At 45.6% G+C, this 17,173-nt stretch carries 18 protein-coding genes, 1 tRNA gene and 1 riboswitch; of the genes, 13 read left to right on the plus strand and 6 right to left on the minus strand.

What is annotated here, in order from left to right; all coding sequences use genetic code 11:
* From IX315_RS06575 to IX315_RS06610, 8 genes are all read left to right on the plus strand, one after another.
* A partial coding sequence (locus tag IX315_RS06575) for a hypothetical protein (protein ID WP_211837287.1) occupies positions 1-261 on the plus strand: 261 nt, incomplete at its 5' end.
* 118 nt (positions 262-379) lie between these two features.
* Entirely contained in the window at positions 380-1,711 is a 1,332-nt protein-coding gene (gene mtaB, locus IX315_RS06580) for a tRNA (N(6)-L-threonylcarbamoyladenosine(37)-C(2))-methylthiotransferase MtaB (RefSeq protein ID WP_018357611.1), read from the plus strand.
* Positions 1,708-2,613 carry a lysophospholipid acyltransferase family protein gene (locus tag IX315_RS06585; RefSeq protein WP_018357610.1) on the plus strand — a complete coding sequence of 302 codons (906 nt, stop codon included), beginning with the start codon at positions 1,708-1,710 and terminating at the stop codon, positions 2,611-2,613. Before mtaB ends, IX315_RS06585 begins: the two co-directional genes overlap by 4 nt.
* A complete protein-coding gene (locus IX315_RS06590; RefSeq protein ID WP_211837288.1) occupies positions 2,610-3,608 on the plus strand; it encodes a glycosyltransferase family 2 protein in 999 nt (332 codons plus the stop codon). The genes IX315_RS06585 and IX315_RS06590 overlap by 4 nt, the downstream gene beginning before the upstream one ends.
* Positions 3,605-4,474: an outer membrane protein assembly factor BamD gene (locus tag IX315_RS06595; RefSeq protein ID WP_211837289.1), complete on the plus strand. Its 870-nt coding sequence runs from the start codon at positions 3,605-3,607 to the stop codon at positions 4,472-4,474. Before IX315_RS06590 ends, IX315_RS06595 begins: the two co-directional genes overlap by 4 nt.
* Positions 4,475-4,653: 179 nt before the next feature.
* Positions 4,654-5,940: an adenylosuccinate synthase gene (locus tag IX315_RS06600; RefSeq protein WP_211636413.1), complete on the plus strand. Its 1,287-nt coding sequence runs from the start codon at positions 4,654-4,656 to the stop codon at positions 5,938-5,940.
* 3 nt (positions 5,941-5,943) lie between these two features.
* Positions 5,944-6,627 (plus strand): zinc metallopeptidase, encoded by a 684-nt coding sequence (locus tag IX315_RS06605; RefSeq protein ID WP_018357606.1) that lies wholly within the window; start codon positions 5,944-5,946, stop codon positions 6,625-6,627.
* Between the two features lie 131 nt (positions 6,628-6,758).
* A complete protein-coding gene (locus tag IX315_RS06610; RefSeq protein WP_018357605.1) occupies positions 6,759-7,454 on the plus strand; it encodes an energy transducer TonB in 696 nt (231 codons plus the stop codon).
* A 93-nt stretch (positions 7,455-7,547) separates the two neighbouring features.
* Here the strand turns inward: IX315_RS06610 and IX315_RS06615 are convergent, their stop codons facing one another.
* The gene (locus IX315_RS06615) at positions 7,548-8,285 is read right to left on the minus strand and encodes a glycosyltransferase family 2 protein (RefSeq protein ID WP_211837290.1); all 738 of its coding nucleotides are present in this window, start codon (positions 8,283-8,285) and stop codon (positions 7,548-7,550) included.
* A gap of 42 nt (positions 8,286-8,327) precedes the next feature.
* Here IX315_RS06615 and IX315_RS06620 point away from each other — a divergent pair.
* Positions 8,328-8,399: transfer RNA gene (locus tag IX315_RS06620), tRNA-Arg, on the plus strand.
* A gap of 50 nt (positions 8,400-8,449) precedes the next feature.
* Here the strand turns inward: IX315_RS06620 and IX315_RS06625 are convergent.
* From IX315_RS06625 to thiD, 5 genes are read right to left on the minus strand one after another with little or no spacing between them, the layout of a single operon-like run.
* Positions 8,450-9,010 (minus strand): thiamine phosphate synthase, encoded by a 561-nt coding sequence (locus tag IX315_RS06625; protein ID WP_211636393.1) that lies wholly within the window; start codon positions 9,008-9,010, stop codon positions 8,450-8,452.
* A 51-nt stretch (positions 9,011-9,061) separates the two neighbouring features.
* Positions 9,062-9,835 carry a sulfide-dependent adenosine diphosphate thiazole synthase gene (locus IX315_RS06630; RefSeq protein WP_134849336.1) on the minus strand — a complete coding sequence of 258 codons (774 nt, stop codon included), beginning with the start codon at positions 9,833-9,835 and terminating at the stop codon, positions 9,062-9,064.
* 13 nt (positions 9,836-9,848) lie between these two features.
* Positions 9,849-11,417 (minus strand): phosphomethylpyrimidine synthase ThiC, encoded by a 1,569-nt coding sequence (gene thiC / locus IX315_RS06635; RefSeq protein WP_211640786.1) that lies wholly within the window; start codon positions 11,415-11,417, stop codon positions 9,849-9,851.
* The gene (locus IX315_RS06640; protein ID WP_018357600.1) at positions 11,414-12,040 is read right to left on the minus strand and encodes a thiamine phosphate synthase; all 627 of its coding nucleotides are present in this window, start codon (positions 12,038-12,040) and stop codon (positions 11,414-11,416) included. The genes thiC and IX315_RS06640 overlap by 4 nt, the downstream gene beginning before the upstream one ends.
* The gene (gene thiD / locus IX315_RS06645; RefSeq protein WP_018357599.1) at positions 12,037-12,846 is read right to left on the minus strand and encodes a bifunctional hydroxymethylpyrimidine kinase/phosphomethylpyrimidine kinase; all 810 of its coding nucleotides are present in this window, start codon (positions 12,844-12,846) and stop codon (positions 12,037-12,039) included. Before thiD ends, IX315_RS06640 begins: the two co-directional genes overlap by 4 nt.
* Before the next feature lie 96 nt (positions 12,847-12,942).
* Positions 12,943-13,046: riboswitch (TPP riboswitch) on the minus strand.
* A 319-nt stretch (positions 13,047-13,365) separates the two neighbouring features.
* Here thiD and IX315_RS06650 point away from each other — a divergent pair.
* From IX315_RS06650 to IX315_RS06665, 4 genes are all read left to right on the plus strand, one after another.
* Positions 13,366-14,268, plus strand: a complete 903-nt coding sequence (locus tag IX315_RS06650) for a site-specific tyrosine recombinase (RefSeq protein ID WP_018357598.1) — start codon at positions 13,366-13,368, stop codon at positions 14,266-14,268.
* Positions 14,269-14,504: 236 nt separating this feature from the next.
* Entirely contained in the window at positions 14,505-14,774 is a 270-nt protein-coding gene (locus tag IX315_RS06655) for an HU family DNA-binding protein (RefSeq protein ID WP_018357597.1), read from the plus strand.
* Between the two features lie 231 nt (positions 14,775-15,005).
* Positions 15,006-15,641 (plus strand): superoxide dismutase, encoded by a 636-nt coding sequence (locus IX315_RS06660; RefSeq protein ID WP_033408155.1) that lies wholly within the window; start codon positions 15,006-15,008, stop codon positions 15,639-15,641.
* Between the two features lie 149 nt (positions 15,642-15,790).
* A complete protein-coding gene (locus IX315_RS06665) occupies positions 15,791-17,173 on the plus strand; it encodes a trigger factor (protein ID WP_211636361.1) in 1,383 nt (460 codons plus the stop codon).

Consider the following 17,173-nt stretch of genomic DNA (forward strand, 5'->3'; position numbering starts at 1 on the left):
GGTTCGCCAATATCCTGCATGCGTCTCAATTCTTCAAAAAAAACACATCCCCTAATTCAGCAAGCTCTATTTATTACTTTTATGGATAATAGTGCTGATTGGAAAAAGAGAGTTAAGGAGCTAAGACTTGACAAAGAAAAACACTGCTACTTTACGACAAACAGTCAGACTTCCCGATGGTTTATAGACATGAAGGTAACCTCAATCCCCCATGTAATTAAATATAATGAATCTGGTGTAATTATTGGGCAAGAAAAATAGGAAGATTAATTGAAATGAAACGTTTCCCAATTTATTTACAAGCTGATAGTATGGACTGTGGTCTATTATACTTTCCATTTTGAGACTATTTCGCTCTAAAATATCTATCTTTGCAACCATGAATATTGAGAAAGAATTTAAAGGTAAGAAAGTAACTTACTGTACACTTGGTTGCAAGCTCAACTTCACCGAGACGAGCCATATTGGTCGTGCACTTACTGAACGGGGCATGACGACTGCAGTAGAGGGAGAGCGGGCAGACTATTGTATCGTGAATACGTGCTCGGTGACTGAGCTGGCAGATAAGAAAAGCCGTCAGCTGATTCGCCGTCTTCATAGAGAGCATCCGAGCGCTAAGATCATTGTCACGGGTTGTTATGCTCAGCTTCAACCTGAAGAGATAGCGAAGATAGAAGGAGTGGACCTCGTGATTGGTGCCAAGGACAAAGGGCGACTAATAGAGTACCTTTTGTCTGATCTTGGTACGAATCATCCAGAGCACGGACATATCATACATAGCAAGATAGAAGATGTAGAGAGCTTCTCCCACTCGGTATCTAGCGAAGGGCGTACACGCCATTTCCTGAAGGTGCAAGATGGTTGTGACTACCACTGTAGCTATTGCACGATACCAAAAGCAAGAGGGAAGAGCCGAAATGGTAGGATTGAGGATCTCGTATCTGAAGCCAATGAGGTAGTCCGTCTGGGAGGCAAGGAGATTGTCCTCACGGGCGTAAATGTAGGTGACTTCGGGCGAAGTACTGGAGATAAGTTTGTAGATCTTGTGCAGGCTCTTGACAAGGTAGAGGGCATAGACCGCTTTAGGATTTCGAGCATTGAGCCCAATCTGATTACCGATGAGATCATCAAGATTGTGGCCAACTCACGAAGGCTCGCTCCCCATTTCCATATACCATTGCAGAGCGGTAGTGATGATGTCTTGAGGCTGATGCGTAGGCGATACAATCGCGATGTATTTAGGCACAAGGTGGAACTAATTAAGTCTATCCTCCCCGATGCTTTTATCGGAGTGGATGTGATTGTAGGGATGAGGGGCGAGACCCCAGAGTATTTCGAGGATGCCTACCGATTCATTCAGAACTTACCCATTAGTAAGCTCCACGTCTTTAGCTATAGCGAACGCCCAGGCACAGATGCCCTAGCTATAGATTATGTGGTTGACCCACAGGAGAAGCAAGCGCGGAGCCAACGCTTGATAGCACTTAGTGAGGCAAAGCATCTTGCATTTAATAGAAGCCAAGTAGGCACTATTCGTCATGCGCTCTTAGAGCATGCCCATGGTGGTGAATGGTTGTATGGGTTTACAGAGAATTATATACGAGTCCGTGTGCCCTATAGTGAAGCACTACAAGGAGAGGTAGTGGCTGTGAGAGTAGGTGAATGTCTTGAGGAAGACCCTGAAGTTTGTCGTGCAGAATTAATCAAATGAAAGCACAACTACTTTATACTCTCCTACAGTTGTTCGGCTGGCTGCCCTCTTGGTGGCACTATGCTTGGAGCTGGGGGATATCCTACATACTACAATATATAGTAGGGTATCGGAGAGAGGTGATACAGAGTAATCTTCGCAGCTCGTTTTCTGACAAGAGTCCGAAGGAACTGAGAGCGCTTGAGCGGGCGTACTACAGGCACCTAAGTGACTTGGGCGTGGAGATAGTTATGCTCACCTCCTTCTCCAAACGTAGACTGAAAAGGCATGTACGCATCAGCAATAGTGCACTCATCGCTGATATCCACGCCGATAATCCTACTCTATTTTTCCTTCTTGGGCACTATGGAAATTGGGAGTGGTTCACAGGCTGTCAGGCGCTATTGCCTATGACTCAGTTCAATGTCGTCTACAAACATCAGAATGGGATATGGAATGAAGTAATGAGTAAGGCTCGTAGTCGTTTCGGTGCTCGCCTTATTGAAATGAATTCAGCACCAGTAGAGGTGCTCCAGAGACGCAAGGAGCAAGGGAATAATACCTATATATTTGTTTCGGATCAAAACCCATCGCTTGAGCATACCGTACTCTTTACGAACTTTCTGCACAGACCTACTGCGACCATCACGGGCATGGAACGCCTTGCAAACCTCCGACGAGCTGCTGTGGTTTATATCGATGTAGAGCGAGTGAGCAGAGGGCAATACCTCCTAACCATTAAGGAAATGACCCGTGATGCAAGCCAACTCCCGAAGTTCGACTTATCGGCTCACTTCATGCAGCTATTGGAACAAAGCATCGAGCGACAGCCAGAGATTTGGCTATGGTCGCACCGCAGATGGAAAATAGATCCTCAATGGGTGGCTAAAGAATATCCCGATAAGGAAATTGTAATGAGATGAAGAAGATAGCTGTAGTGATACTCTCGTGGAATGCTCGTTCGCTGCTTGAGCAATACCTCCCTAGTGTGGTGGCGCATACTCCTAGCGAGTTGGCGGATATTGTGCTGGCAGATAATGGTAGTACAGACTCCTCGGTCGCTTATGCTCTTAGCCTCGGGGTAAAAGTGCTGGAACTCCCCCAAAACTATGGCTTCGCTCGAGGATATAATGAGGCTATCAAGCAACTAAAGCACGAGTATATCCTACTCCTCAATAACGACGTGCGGGTAACACCGGGTTGGCTCGAACCTCTATTTGCTTTTATGGAGCAGCACCCCGAGGTAGTCTCTGTCCAGCCCAAGATAAGATGGGATAGAGAGCGAGAGCGCTATGAGTATGCCGGAGCCGAGGGTGGGTATATGGATTGGCTAGGATATCCCTTTTGCCGAGGGAGAATCTTTGATACTCTAGAGCAAGATCAGGGACAATATGGCAGCGAACCTAAGCGAGTGTTTTGGACTACTGGTGCAGCTATGTTGGTGCGTCGAGATAACTATGTTGTTGAAGGCGGATTGGATGAACGATTCTTTGCACATCAGGAGGAAATAGACCTGTGTTGGCGCTGGAATAGTGCTGGACACCAGTTGTTCGTGGTGCCACAGAGTGAGGTCTTTCATTATGGTGGAGCTTCCCTAAGTGCCGAGAATCCGCATAAAACCTTCCTCAACTTCCGTAATAATCTATTGATGCTTAGAAAGAATCTCCCAGATAGCAGACGTTGGTGGGTGCTTACTTTACGCCTATTTCTAGACCTTCTTGCCGCACTCGTCTTTGTCCTTCGGAGAAAACCTAAGGGCGCAATGGCAGTTTTTAAGGCTTGGAACGCTTTTAGACAGACCTCGGCAGCGCAAAGAACAGAGGGCAGAGTGCAATCTTACCAAAGACTGTACCGCCACTCTATCTTGCTAAGGTATCATTTATTTGGAGAGAAAACATTTGACAAGTTAAAGCCATGATGAAAAAGTATATATACGTAGTATCTGTTGGGGTACTATCTTTGTTCTCTTCTTGTGTCAGCCAAGAAGAAAAAGCAGCTAATGCCATGCTGGATGCTGCATCCCAATACTATCAGCAAGAGGCTTACGATGAAGCGCTGCAACTATTGGATAGCCTCAATAAAGTGTATCCCAAGGAGGTAAGAGCTAGGGAGCAAGCCCTTGAGCTGAGTAGAGAAGTGCGCCTCGCCAGAAGTCATCGAGATTCGCTAGACATATTCCCTCGCATGGAGGCGCTAATACATTATACCGATAGCCTATACCGAGATTTTACATTGGTGAAAGCTCCTGGTATGCCCGATGAAAATATCATCCGCTACAAGGGATACGACCCCTCCGCTGTTAATGCTCGGGGCTCATTCCTTGATACCTATATTGCGAATGATGGGACACTCCAACTGATAGCAGCTACTTCGGGGACTAGCCCCATTGGCGTAACTCATATCTTGGTCACAGAGAGTACTGGAAATACATTTATCTCGAGTGATACTTTGGCGTATGATGGAGGGCCCAACTATCGATATGAAGACCTAGGACGCCACTACGAGAGGCTTACTTTCGCAGCAGATAAAGCCCTAAGAGTAGCTGGGTTTATAGCCAACGCACCTGAGAGAGCCACCCTAAAGGTTGCCTTTGGACTACAAAATGGCAAGAAATCGAGGAGCTTTGCCTTGGATAATAAGGCAAGGGAAGCAATCACCAAGAGTTACTTCTATGCTCAAGGGTTACTAGATATAGCCGAACTACAAAGAGGTTTGGATAGACATAATCGACGTCTACAACTAGAGAACGATCGTAAAGCAAAAGAAGCGATTAAGACAAAGTGACTCTTGCAAGGCTCCTGTTACTAATGCCCCATTCCCCGTTTTCGCTGCGATTTAGCATCTTTGCTCGTGCGTTTACTCTACGTAATACGAATAATGTGTATATTTGTGATGTTTGAAGGGGAGCGTATGACTAATAACGAAAGTTTTATCGACTACGATATAAAATATATAATTAGGATATGAAGAAAGTAGATGTACTCTTGGGTCTCCAATGGGGCGACGAGGGAAAAGGTAAGGTAGTGGATGTGCTCACACCTAAGTACGACTTAGTAGCAAGATTTCAAGGTGGTCCGAACGCAGGGCATACCTTAGAGTTTGAGGGCAAAAAGGTCGTACTTCGTTCAATCCCATCGGGTGTATTCCAGGGTATGACCAATATGATTGGCAATGGCGTGGTACTTGATCCCGTACTCTTTGTAGAGGAGGCGAATGCACTGAAGGAAGGTGGATTGGATATCCAAGCTCGTTTGGTCATCTCCAAGAAGACCCATTTGATATTGCCTACTCACCGCCTTTTAGATGCCGCAAGTGAACGAGCAAAGGGCGATAAGAAGGTGGGGACAACGGGTAAGGGTATTGGTCCTACATATACCGATAAGATTAGTCGTAATGGCGTAAGGGTAGGGGATATCCTTTCTAATGACTTCAAGTCTCGCTACGAATCAGCCAAGGAGCGACACGTAGGACAGCTTAAGGCACTTGGCACCTCACTAGAAGAGTTGGCTCCTAATTTCTCAGAGCTTGAAAACCGATGGATGGAAGCTGTAGAGGCGCTTAAGGAGTACCAAATCGTAGATGGTGAGTTCTTGGTAAATAACACCCTAGCAGCGGATAAGGCGGTATTGGCAGAGGGGGCTCAAGGTTCACTTTTGGATATTGATTATGGTTCTTACCCATTTGTGACTTCATCGAATACTATTAGTGCTGGTGCTTGCACAGGTCTGGGCGTAGCACCTAGTCGTATCGGTCGCGTATTTGGTATTTTCAAGGCCTATTGCACAAGAGTAGGTGCTGGTCCATTTCCTACCGAGCTATTCGACCAGACAGGTGACCTTATGTGTGAACTAGGTCATGAGTTTGGCTCCGTTACTGGTCGTAAGCGTAGATGTGGCTGGATAGACCTCGTGGCACTAAAATATACTGTGATGCTCAATGGCGTTACCGACTTGATCATGATGAAGAGCGATGTGCTAGATACTTTTGATGAGGTAAAGGCTTGTGTCGCTTATGAGATTGACGGGGTGGAGACCACTCAGATGCCATTTGAACTAAATGAGCAAGTAAAGCCCGTGTACAAGAGTTTCAAAGGCTGGCATACTGATATGACTAAGTCAACTTCGGAGGCAGACTTTGGGGCAGACTTCAAGGCGTACATTCAGTTCATCGAAGAGTACTTAGGCGTACCTATCCGTATCGTTTCTGTCGGTCCAGATAGGGCGCAGACCATTATAAGAGAAGGTTTTTAAGACATGTGGATACCAACAGCATATATATTGATGTTTGGGGTGATGATACTGGGCATGCTTGTTCAGTGGAACCTCAAGAGAAAATTTAAGAAGTATTCCAAGATTCGTCTCGATAGTGGGCTTACTGGAAGAGAAGTCGCTGAACGAATGCTCCAGGAAAATGGCATCACGGATGTGCAGGTGATTTCAACCTCAGGACTACTCACAGATCACTACAATCCTGCCAATCGCACCATCAACTTAAGCGAGGCGGTTTACAGCTCCAATAGTGTAATGGCAGCAGCAGTTGCAGCTCATGAGACGGGTCATGCTGTGCAGCATGCTGTAGGGTATGCCCCACTCAAGATGAGATCAGCGCTAGTCCCTGCGGTGCAGTTCTCCTCCAATATAGTACAGTGGGTCCTGCTCGCAGGTATTTTCCTTGTGAATTCATTCCCTCAACTGTTGCTCGCTGGAATCATACTATTTGCACTCACAACGCTCTTTAGTATCATCACTCTACCTGTAGAGGTAGATGCGAGTAGAAGGGCTCTAGTATGGCTAGAGCGTTCTAGGGTCACCAGCTACGAACAACAGCCAATGGCTGCTACAGCATTACGTAGTGCCGCATACACTTATTTTGCTGCTGCTATCGGTTCGATTGCTACCTTACTTTACTATATCACGATATATAGCAGTAGGAGATGATAATAGCCCCAGAAAATGTTGGAGATATCAATAAAATGTGTACATTTGTGGGGTGAGAGGCAGTTTGTATAGCTAGCCCTCTAGGTACTATCGACAGAAATTGATTACAATATACTAAGACAAAACAAATTATGAGACAAAAGAAGACGGACAGAGCAAATCTGGAGAATAACAAGGGTTTATTCTTCCTGATGGGTTTGGTCGTTGCCTTGGCTACTGTCTTTGTTGCCTTTGAGTGGGGTAATAAGGAAATAACTGTAGAGGAGATTTCCCAGAATGTAGTCCTCGAGGAGATTGAGGATATTCAGATTACTCCTGAGGAGGAGCAAGCTCCACCTCCAGAGCCTGAGATTCAGCAAGAGGTTGTTGTAGAGGAGCTAACCATCGTTGAGGACGATGTAAAGGTAGCTGATGTTCAGATTGCTTCTGTAGACGACGCAGCTAACAAGCTACAGCAGACTTTTACTCCTCCAGCTCCTGCACAGCGTAGCCGTGAGGAAGTAGCAGACGACCACATCTTCGAGTACCTAGAGGAGATGCCAGAGTTCCCTGGTGGTCAGGCAGCGATGATGAAGTGGCTGAGCAAGAATATTCAGTATCCGCCAATCGCAGCAGAGAATAACATTCAGGGTCGTGTAATGGTGTCATTCGTTGTTGAGCCTGATGGTTCTATCTCTAACGTTCAGATTGCACGTGGTGTTGACTCCAACCTTGACAAGGAGGCAATCCGCGTGGTAAAGCAGATGCCTAAGTGGAAGCCTGGTATGCAGACTGGTAAGCCAGTACGTGCACGCTTCACACTCCCAGTACAATTCCGCCTCCAGTAATACTGAGAGTTTAGGATAATATAATAGCCGTGATACCTTGGGTGTCACGGCTATTTCATTTGTTCAGAGAAAACGTAGATCGGGCAACATTGATTATCTCTTTAGGATACTACGCAGCAAAATATAGGCATGGGAGAGTAGGGTACGCGCTAGTCCATAGTGGTGCCTCATAATCTGGAACCGCTCACGGAGTGATGCCTTATGGTTTTGTGTCGTGACCCCCTCTGAGAGATAGTCAGTAAGAACCAAGTGGGTATTGTGATTACGCTGGCTTTGCTTTAGGATGCGAATACACCAGTCAAAGTCGCTAGAAAAACGATAGGAGAGATTATACAGCGGAGCTAGCTCTCTTCGTGGATAGAAAGACTGGTGACAGACGAGCATCCCTCTGAGAAAGCTATCTTTCGTCAGCACCTGAGGGGCAGAGAGACGTCTATGCCTCAAGAAGCGACGATCTGTATCCACCATGTCCGTTTCGCCATATATGACATCAGGATGATTGGTTCCCACTTGGGCAAATACCTCTTCAAGTGTGGTAGTGGAGTGGAAAGTATCCCCCGCATTCATAAAACAAAGATAATCTCCTGTCGCTGCCTTAATTCCCTTATTCATTGCGTCGTAGATGCCTTTGTCGGGCTCAGAAATCAGGACATCTATATCTGCTCGATAAGACTCAAAGAGTTCGTTCGAGCCATCTGTAGAAGCACCATCAACAACAATATATTCAATGAATGGGTAGCTTTGCTCCGCCACAGACCTGAGGGTGTATTGTAACTCCTCATAGGCATTGTAGCAGATAGTCACCACACTTATTCTCTTTCTTCCTTGCATATAAGCTAAAAATGTAGTAAGTTTGCACCACGTTTGGGTACTGGCTCTGTAGTTCAACGGATAGAACAAAAGTTTCCTAAACTTTAGATATGGGTTCGATTCCCGTCGGAGCTACTTTAGAGACATCGCTAGTCATAGTGGTGTCTCTTTTTTGTGGCACAAAGTTACAGATAATTCCTTATGTAATGAGACGTAGCAGCGTGTTGCCAAAAGTCACCAAGTAGAGCCACTCCTCCGAAAGATAGCTCTCGGAGAAGCGGTAACTTATCCAAGGACACCCCTCCTAGTGCAAATACGTGTTGGTCGATAAGATCACCAGCTTCCCGAAGCTCATCTAGCGAAAACGCCGAGCCGTACCCTTCCTTTGATATACTATCGAATATGGGGCTTAGAAATAAGTAATTGACCTGTGGTTTATAAATCTGTACCTCCTCTAGAGTATGACAAGAAATAGAGCAGGGGAAGTGGTAATGGCGGATAAAGGGATGGCGTCTATTGAAATGGACTCCCCCAATAGGGTACTCCTCCGATAGCTGATGGTGGTCGTGCAGTACGATTCCAGAGAGTTGGTCTGCCGAGAAACTCTCAAGGAAATCCCTCGTCTCACCTTCGCTCCAGTCGGGTCTACGGAGGTGTAGCCTATAGATTCCCTCTTCGATAATCTCCTTGATCATCTCCCGCTCCGAGGGAAAAGGAGTAGGGGGAGTCAGTACTATTACCTTCATAAGATATTATAAATGGGGAGTAGTGCCCATGAGCTCTACTCCCCATTTGTCTTATTTCTTTAGTTTCTCGATGATCATATCAGCGACCTTCTTGCCACTCATCATCATGCCGCCAAAGATAGGTCCCATGCGAGGTGTTCCGTAAACTGCAGACGAAGCCATACCACACACGTAAAGTCCAGGATAAATCTCCTTTGTCCCTTCTACAACCATTTTCTCACCCGTCACGACATCAAGGGAGCGTTCGCCCACAACACCTCCGGTAGAAGTATTGAGCGTAGCGCCATTCTTCTTAGCTACCACTTGGCAAATCTCGCTATCGTGACCTGTGCCATCAATTACACACTTTGCCATGATATTTAGAGGGTCTACGTGCATCCCTTCGCGGAGTACAGGCGTCCAGTTCACCACTACGCCACTTACCTTATCCTCCTTATATACTACATCCTCTACAGAATAGCAGTTGAATATCTTAGCCCCAGCATGAACAGCCCTATATAGTAGAGCAGCCGTACTTTCTACAGAGTCCATAGTATAGAGGTTATCAGTGTAAGGGGTGTAATTGATGTCCATCTCCTTCACAATTTCCAGCGCTTCCTCTTGGAACACGATCTCGTTGAACATCATTGCGCCACCCCACATACCTCCACCTGGAGAGAGCTTGCGGTCGAACTGTGCTACCTTCAGTCCAGCTTTCGCGAGGTAGTATGCGGCAATAATGCCCGAAGGACCTCCGCCTACGATAGCAACGTCTAGGTCGAGACAATCATTTAGCTTCTCAAAATAGCGGGTAATAATCCCAGCAGATACCGTCTTCTCAATCATAAATACTATATTATTACTTATTGTTACATTCATTATCTATTGTCTGGCTAATCCTCATAGCACAGAAGTTCGGTCCACACATCGAGCAGAAGCGAGCATCCGTTGGATTACTCTTACGGTAATACTCCTCGGCTTTCTCAGGGTCTAAAGAGAGGTTAAACTGATCTTTCCACCTAAATTCGTACCTTGCCTTGCTTAAGGCATTGTCCCGAATTGCAGCCGCAGGATGTTGCTTGCCAAGATCAGCAGCATGTGCCGCAATCTTATAGGTAACTACGCCAGTACGCACATCTTCCTTGTCTGGTAGACCAAGATGCTCCATAGGTGTAACGTAGCAAAGCATGGCTGTACCATACCAGCCAATCATCGAAGCCCCGATAGCGCTTGTGATGTGATCATAAGCCGGAGCAATATCTGTGACAATAGGACCAAGGGTGTAGAATGGTGCTCCATGGCACTTCTCTATTTGGCGCTCCATATTCTCCTTGATCTTGTGCATCGGCACGTGTCCAGGACCTTCAATAAATACCTGTACATCCTTAGCCCAAGCGCGCTCCACGAGTTCGCCCATTGTGTCGAGTTCGGCAAACTGAGCCTTATCGTTGGCATCAAAAGTAGAACCAGGTCTGAGTCCGTCTCCTAGTGAAAGCGCCACATCATACTTACGACAGATATCACAGATATCGTCGAAGTGGCTGTAGAGGAAGCTCTCCTCGTTATTGATTTCACACCATTTGGAGATGATACTACCTCCTCTACTTACTATGCCCGTGAGTCGGGTATCGGCCAAGTGAATATTTTGTAGACGTATACCGCAGTGTATCGTGAAGTAGTCCACTCCTTGCTCACACTGCTCTAGTAGAGTATCTCTAAATACCTCCCATGAGAGGTCTTCTATCTTTCCATTTACTTTCTCAAAAGCTTGGTACATAGGTACTGTGCCTACAGGTACAGGGCTATTCCTAAGAATCCACTCACGGGTCTCTGTGATATTTTTCCCCGTAGAGAGATCCATTACGGTATCTCCACCCCACTTGCAGCTCCAGATTGCCTTCTCTACCTCCTCCTCTATGCTAGAGCCCATAGCTGAGTTGCCAATATTGGTATTGATCTTCACGAGGAAGTTGGTGCCGATAATCATGGGCTCAGTCTCGGGGTGCTTATGATTAGCTGGGATTACAGCTCTACCTGCTGCCACTTCTGAGCACACATATTCAGGCGTGATGTAGGTCTCTATGCCGAGTTCCTCACAGTTCATGTTCTCCCTGATAGCCACATACTCCATTTCAGGAGTGATTACCCCCTGCTTAGCATAGTAAAGCTGAGTGTGCTCACGTCCGTCTATCCAAGGCTGGCGTAGTTTAGGTAATCCTTTCTCAAGATTGATAGTTACCTCTGGGTCGCTATAGACGCCACTGGTATCGTATACAATCACCGAAGGATTTTCACGCCTCGTACCATCTTTAGCTACGGTTGGTAGTTGGTTGATTTTCCTCATGCCTACCCTAATCTCGGGGAATAGCTTACCTGCAAGGTAAATCTTCTCCGAATTGGGGTATTTAATCTTAAAGTCCTGCTTCATAATTGCTTTATTTCATTTAGAATCTTCTTCACTTCTTCAGTCGGGTCTGCTGCACATAGCACAGTACTACTCAGTGCAATCCCAGAAACCCCTAGCTCAATAAGGGGACGAATATCTTCCCTTGTGATGCCTCCAATAGCTACTAGAGGAAGCTCCATACCCTCCTCCTTCATCTCTTTGAGTAACATGCGGTAGCCCTCCAAGCCAAGGGTAGGGGCAAGCTGCTCCTTCGTAGTGGTAAACCTGAAGGGTCCACAACCTACGTAGTTTGCTCCATGCTCATAATGCCTCCGAATCTCTGCTAGGGTATTTGCCGTACCGCCAATGATATACTTCTCTCCTAGTAAGGCACGAGCATCAGCTATGGGCATATCCTTTTGACCCAAGTGCACTCCATCAGCACCCAGCTCATTGACTAGCTCTACATGATCATCGAGAATCATGGTTGCTTGGTACTCGTCACAAAGCTCACGCAACGGCCTCCCCTCCTTTAGGATTTGCTCTCTTGTTGCCCCCTTCATGCGCAGTTGTATCCACCTGCATCCACCTTTGAGGGCGAGTAAAGCGCCATCCAGATAACTGTGTCTCTCTGTCTGATGAGTGATAAACTGTAGTGTCTTCATCGTTTGATGCTCTTTTGAGGGTTATAAAAATGATCTACAGGACCATGTCCATGCCCTATACTTAGGTCTTTGCCCGACAATAACGCTTCAGTGAGGTATAACTTCCCAAGGGCAACAGCCTGTGAAAGGGTCTGCCCTTGTGCAAGGTATGCGGTAATAGCAGAGGATAGGGTGCAGCCGGTGCCATGCGTGTTGGGACTCTCAATCCTACTATGGGTAAAGGTTTGGCAACCGTCATTATGGAAAAGATAGTCGGTAGCCTCTTTCTCCCAAGTATGACCTCCTTTGATGAGCACCGCTCTCGCACCGTGAGAGAGGAACCATTGTCCAGCCTCCTCAAGAGCATGCTGAGAAGTCATCTTGGTTTTCGAGAGTACCTCGGCCTCCTGAAGATTAGGAGTGATGAGTGTGGAGAGTGGAAGTAATTGCCTCGTAAATAGCTCTACGGCCGTGTTGTCGATAAGTCTGTCACCACTGGTGGCAACCATTACAGGGTCTATCACAAGAGGGATATCACACTCCTGAAGTAAGCTTGCTACACAATGGATAATATCAGAATTATAGAGCATACCTATCTTGATGGCTAATGGAGGAATATCCTCCAAGATAGCTTCTAGCTGAGACCTCACTAGCTCTACAGGAAGCGGTAGTACAGCCCTTACCCCACATGTATTTTGGGCAGTAATCGAGGTAATCACCGACATAGCGTAGCATCCTAGTGCTGACATCGTCTTGATATCCGCCTGTATGCCTGCTCCTCCTGAGCAATCTGAACCCGCAATGGTCAGTGTAGGTAGGTATTTCATGTGTTTGCCTATAATAACAGTTACGAGTTACGGCTACGCAGAATCCCTTCAAAAGATGCTGCGTAGCCGTAACTCGTAACTCCTGGGAGACCCAGAATAACGCGTAACTCTTATTCCTACGGCAGCATTACCTGCATCAGGTTCTAAGGGTATCTTCTCAGCACACTACAATTATAATAGTGGCACCCCTTCACTGGATCCAGCTCCAGTCGTTACTCAAATAAATCTATTGGCAAACTTAACCCTTTTTTCTCGCCCCACCAAATAGGTATCATTCCCACCATGTTCTATACTCCCAAAATCTTCTCCGTAGAGCATTCATTGTGGCTCGCGCAAGTAAGAAAATTTATTCCTAGGAATAAATTTATTTTTCTGTACAAATAAAAATATTTATCTCTAGGGAAAGTTTTATTTATTCCTAGGAATAAATTTGTGTACTCAGTAGACTATCACAAAGCGCTATGGCTCTACTACTTAGACAAGCTATGGAATAGCTCTAGAAAGTGGTAACTTTGGGGTATGAAAGATAGAAAAATAGATGAGCTACTGCAGGATTATCGTGATTACCTGCTGCTAGAACGAAATTTAGCAGAGAATAGCATCGTGAGCTATGGTAGGGATGTGCAGCACTTGGTTGAGTATGCCGAGATGCGAGAGAAGTCATATCTCGAGCTTACGTATGAGGAATTAGAAGGTTTTTTGGCATATCTCTCCGATCTTGGACTGAGGCAAAAGAGCCTTCGCCGAACGGTGAGTGGGGTGAAAAGCTTTTACCGTTTTCTAGAATTGGAGGAGATTCTAGAAGATAATCCTACGGAGACCCTCGAAGGCCCTAAAGTATCGGAGCATCTGCCTGAAGTACTGACGGTGGAGGAGGTGGATGAACTTATCGGTGCGATAGACCTTGATACGTCCAATGGAGTGAGAAATGCGGCGCTTATAGAGCTTCTGTATAGTTGTGGGCTTAGGGTATCAGAGGCTTGCGACCTCACATTTCCATCCCTCTTTTTGGAGGAGAAGTACATCCGAGTGGTAGGTAAAGGTAGTAAAGAGCGATTGGTGCCTATGTCTGAAAGTGCAGTAGAGCGGATTATGGATTATTTGCCCATTCGTCACGCTGTAGAGGCAAAGCCAGGATACACCCATCATGTGTTTCTTAACCGTATTCGCACTGGCATTTCTCGGCAAATGGTATTTATGGTGATCAAGGAGCTGGCCGAACGCATAGGCCTAGAGAAAGAAATCTCGCCGCATACCTTTAGGCACTCTTTCGCTACACATCTTTTGGAGGGTGGAGCCAACCTACAAGCCATTCGTGATATGCTAGGGCATGCCGATATTTCTACAACTGAAATTTACACACATATTGATAGAAGTAAGCTCAGAGATGACATCCTGAACTACCATCCACGTAATCATTGACCTCTCATAACTTGAGGAGATATCAATAATAGTGCTGTATACCCTTTTATATAGGTGTAAAGTCAATATTTAATATGTAAAAAATCTAAAAATAGTCATATCTACTTGGTTTTACGAATAATTACACTATATTTGGACATGAATTAGTGAGGGCTTTGTCCATAGAGATAGATGACTTTACTAAGAATTGCAAAAATGATAATTTTATATACTTCCATTTTTAAATTTGTTTTAATATGAATAAGACTGAATTTATTGCTGCTATTGCAGAAAAAGGTGAACTAACTAAAGTTGACGCTAAGAAAGCCGTTGATGCTGGTATCGAGGTTATTCGTGAGGAGATGTTGAAGGGCGAAAAGATTGCTATCCTAGGCTTTGGTACCTTCTCTGTTTCAGAGCGTGCTGCTCGCGAGGGTGTAAATCCTCAGACTGGCAAGAAGATGAAGATTGCTGCTCGAAAGGTAGTTCGTTTCAAGGCAGGTGCCGCTCTCAACCTTAACAAGTAATCTGAGAGCAATCTAGATTTTAGGCTCCGCACTCACCATTAATTGAGAGAGTGTGGAGCCTTTTTTATTCTCTCAATAAACCTTTTCGAGTCATGTGTTGTTATATAACCGAAGCGCAATAATGCGTGAATGTTTTGAATGAAGACAAGATACATTACTGTAGCACTAGCATCGCTACTTATCGGGCTTTCCTCTTTTGATGTTAAGAGGGTAGAGACCAACACGGCAGAGATGCAAAAAGAAGACGTAGAAGTAACAACAACTAATAAGAAAGAAGCGAATATGAAGTTTGAACTAGTAAAACTACCTTATGCTCCTGATGCTTTGGAGCCAGTAATCAGCGCAACTACTATTGGTCTGCACCATGGTAAGCACCTCCAGACCTATGTAAATAACCTCAATAAGCTCATCGAGGGTACCGAGTTTGCAAATATGGAGCTCGTAGATATCGTGAAGAAGTCTGAGGGCGGCATCTTTAATAATGCTGGTCAGACCCTTAATCATAACCTCTACTTCACACAGTTCGCACCTAATAAGGGTGGTGAGCCAACGGGTGACCTCCTAAAGGCTATCGAGGCTAAGTGGGGTAGCTTCGCAGAGTTTAAGAAGCAGTTCGAGGCAGATGCTACTGCCCTATTCGGTGCTGGCTGGGCATGGTTAGCAACCGATAAGGATGGTAACCTTTCTATCAATAAGTACAGCAACGCAGGTAACCCTGTCGTTGATGGTCTTACACCTCTATTCGGTGCAGATGTATGGGAGCATGCTTATTATGTAGATTTTGAGAATCGTCGTGCTGAGCACCTCGGTAAGATTTGGGATATCACCAATTGGGATGAGGTGGCTAAGCGCTACGCAAATCGCTAATCTGGCATTATCTTGATAAAGGCACTTAGAAGGCGTACCCAAGGCTATTTGGGTGCGCCTCTATTGTCTTATGTGGTGGAAAAGAGGTATATTTGCCGATAATTCTTTGGAAATAAGTAATAACTACTATAGTATTAAGATTTAGAGAAATGAATATCTCAATAGTTGAGCAGAAGGAGGGTTTTGTACGTCTCCAAGTAGATGTAGCAAAGATCGATTACCAGGATGAGCACAAGAAGGAGCTGAAGCATGTAGCTCGTAGTGCTAAGGTGAAAGGCTTTAGGGAGGGCAAGGCTCCTGTAGGTATGATTGAGAAGATGTATGGTGAGGGTGTTCGCTATGAGGTAATCAATCGTATGGTAGGCAAGCTCGTAGATGAGTTTATCAAGGAGAAGGAATATAAGGTTATCGGCTGGGCTATTCCAGAGGAGAACAATGGTGTAGAGATGACAAAGGAGGATATGACCCTCTTCTTCAAGCTCGCCCTTCATCCAGCAGAGTATGATACAGACTTTAGCGGAAAGACCTTCACAAAATATGAGGTGACTGTAACCGAGGAGGAGGTGGCAAAGCAGCTCGAAGATATGCAGCAGGGTAGCTCACGCATGCAGGAGACCGACCAAGTTGTAGAGAATGCAGTAGTTGGTGGTGATATTGCAGAGCTCGATGGTGATACCCGTAAGGAGGATGGCATCGTACGTGAGAATGTTACCATCTATCCTGACTTTATGAAGGATGAGGATGAGAAGGCTAAGTTTAAGGATGCAGGTAAGGGCTCTGTAGTGGTATTCAACCCATACAAGGCGTTCAATGGCAATGAGGCAGAGCTTAGTTCTCTTATTGGTATTGAGAAAGAGGAAGTTGAGAGCCTTAAGGATAAGGAGTTTAGCTTCCAGATTGAGACTATTCGTCACATGGTGCCAGCAGAACTGGATCAGGAGTTCTTCGACAGCGTATTTGGTGAGGGTAAGGTAACGAACGAGGATGAGGCTAAGGCAAAGATTCGTGAGTATATGGAGGCTGCAGAGCAGGGCAATGCGGACTATAAGTTTACCTCAGACTTCCTAGACTTCGCTAAGGATGAGAAGGCTTCAAAGCTAGAGCTTGCTGACGACTTAATCATCGAGTGGTACAGCGACAATCTAAAACGCAACGATGACGAAGAGGGTCTGAAGAACCTTAATAAGGAAGCACTTATCAAGAGCCTAAAGCGTGAACTATACGTTCGTCATCTAGCCAATGAGGAGAAGCTCGAGGTATCTGAGGAGGATGTACGTGGCTTCGCATACGAGATGGTTCGTAACCAATTCGCTCAGATGGGCTGGACTAATCCTGACCATGAGATCGTAGCTAACTATGCCAATAAGCAACTAGAGGATAGCAACTTCGCTTACTCTGTAGAGATGAATATCTTAGAGCAGAAAGTGGGTAAGGCTATGCAGGATAAGGTAAAGCTAGAGACTAAGCAGGTAACTGTGAATGAGCTTCACGATATCCTCAATCCTAAGAAGGAGGAGACTACTGAGGAGTAA

Origin of the sequence: Porphyromonas levii, from assembly GCF_018206105.1 — a bacterium.
Classification (GTDB): domain Bacteria; phylum Bacteroidota; class Bacteroidia; order Bacteroidales; family Porphyromonadaceae; genus Porphyromonas_A; species Porphyromonas_A levii.

Bases quoted from the DNA above. Each gene is read 5' to 3' on its own strand.
- IX315_RS06610 (WP_018357605.1), top strand. From the start codon at position 6,759: ATGAGACAAAAGAAGACGGACAGAGCAAATCTGGAGAATAACAAGGGT.
- IX315_RS06595 (WP_211837289.1), top strand. From the start codon at position 3,605: ATGATGAAAAAGTATATATACGTAGTATCTGTTGGGGTACTATCTTTG.
- IX315_RS06625 (WP_211636393.1), bottom strand. From the start codon at position 9,010: ATGAAGGTAATAGTACTGACTCCCCCTACTCCTTTTCCCTCGGAGCGG.
- IX315_RS06615 (WP_211837290.1), bottom strand. From the start codon at position 8,285: ATGCAAGGAAGAAAGAGAATAAGTGTGGTGACTATCTGCTACAATGCC.
- IX315_RS06655 (WP_018357597.1), top strand. From the start codon at position 14,505: ATGAATAAGACTGAATTTATTGCTGCTATTGCAGAAAAAGGTGAACTA.
- IX315_RS06665 (WP_211636361.1), top strand. From the start codon at position 15,791: ATGAATATCTCAATAGTTGAGCAGAAGGAGGGTTTTGTACGTCTCCAA.
- IX315_RS06630 (WP_134849336.1), bottom strand. From the start codon at position 9,835: ATGATTGAGAAGACGGTATCTGCTGGGATTATTACCCGCTATTTTGAG.
- thiC (WP_211640786.1), bottom strand. From the start codon at position 11,417: ATGAAGCAGGACTTTAAGATTAAATACCCCAATTCGGAGAAGATTTAC.
- IX315_RS06600 (WP_211636413.1), top strand. From the start codon at position 4,654: ATGAAGAAAGTAGATGTACTCTTGGGTCTCCAATGGGGCGACGAGGGA.
- IX315_RS06660 (WP_033408155.1), top strand. From the start codon at position 15,006: ATGCAAAAAGAAGACGTAGAAGTAACAACAACTAATAAGAAAGAAGCG.
- IX315_RS06585 (WP_018357610.1), top strand. From the start codon at position 1,708: ATGAAAGCACAACTACTTTATACTCTCCTACAGTTGTTCGGCTGGCTG.
- mtaB (WP_018357611.1), top strand. From the start codon at position 380: ATGAATATTGAGAAAGAATTTAAAGGTAAGAAAGTAACTTACTGTACA.
- IX315_RS06605 (WP_018357606.1), top strand. From the start codon at position 5,944: ATGTGGATACCAACAGCATATATATTGATGTTTGGGGTGATGATACTG.
- IX315_RS06590 (WP_211837288.1), top strand. From the start codon at position 2,610: ATGAAGAAGATAGCTGTAGTGATACTCTCGTGGAATGCTCGTTCGCTG.
- IX315_RS06640 (WP_018357600.1), bottom strand. From the start codon at position 12,040: ATGAAGACACTACAGTTTATCACTCATCAGACAGAGAGACACAGTTAT.
- thiD (WP_018357599.1), bottom strand. From the start codon at position 12,846: ATGAAATACCTACCTACACTGACCATTGCGGGTTCAGATTGCTCAGGA.
- IX315_RS06650 (WP_018357598.1), top strand. From the start codon at position 13,366: ATGAAAGATAGAAAAATAGATGAGCTACTGCAGGATTATCGTGATTAC.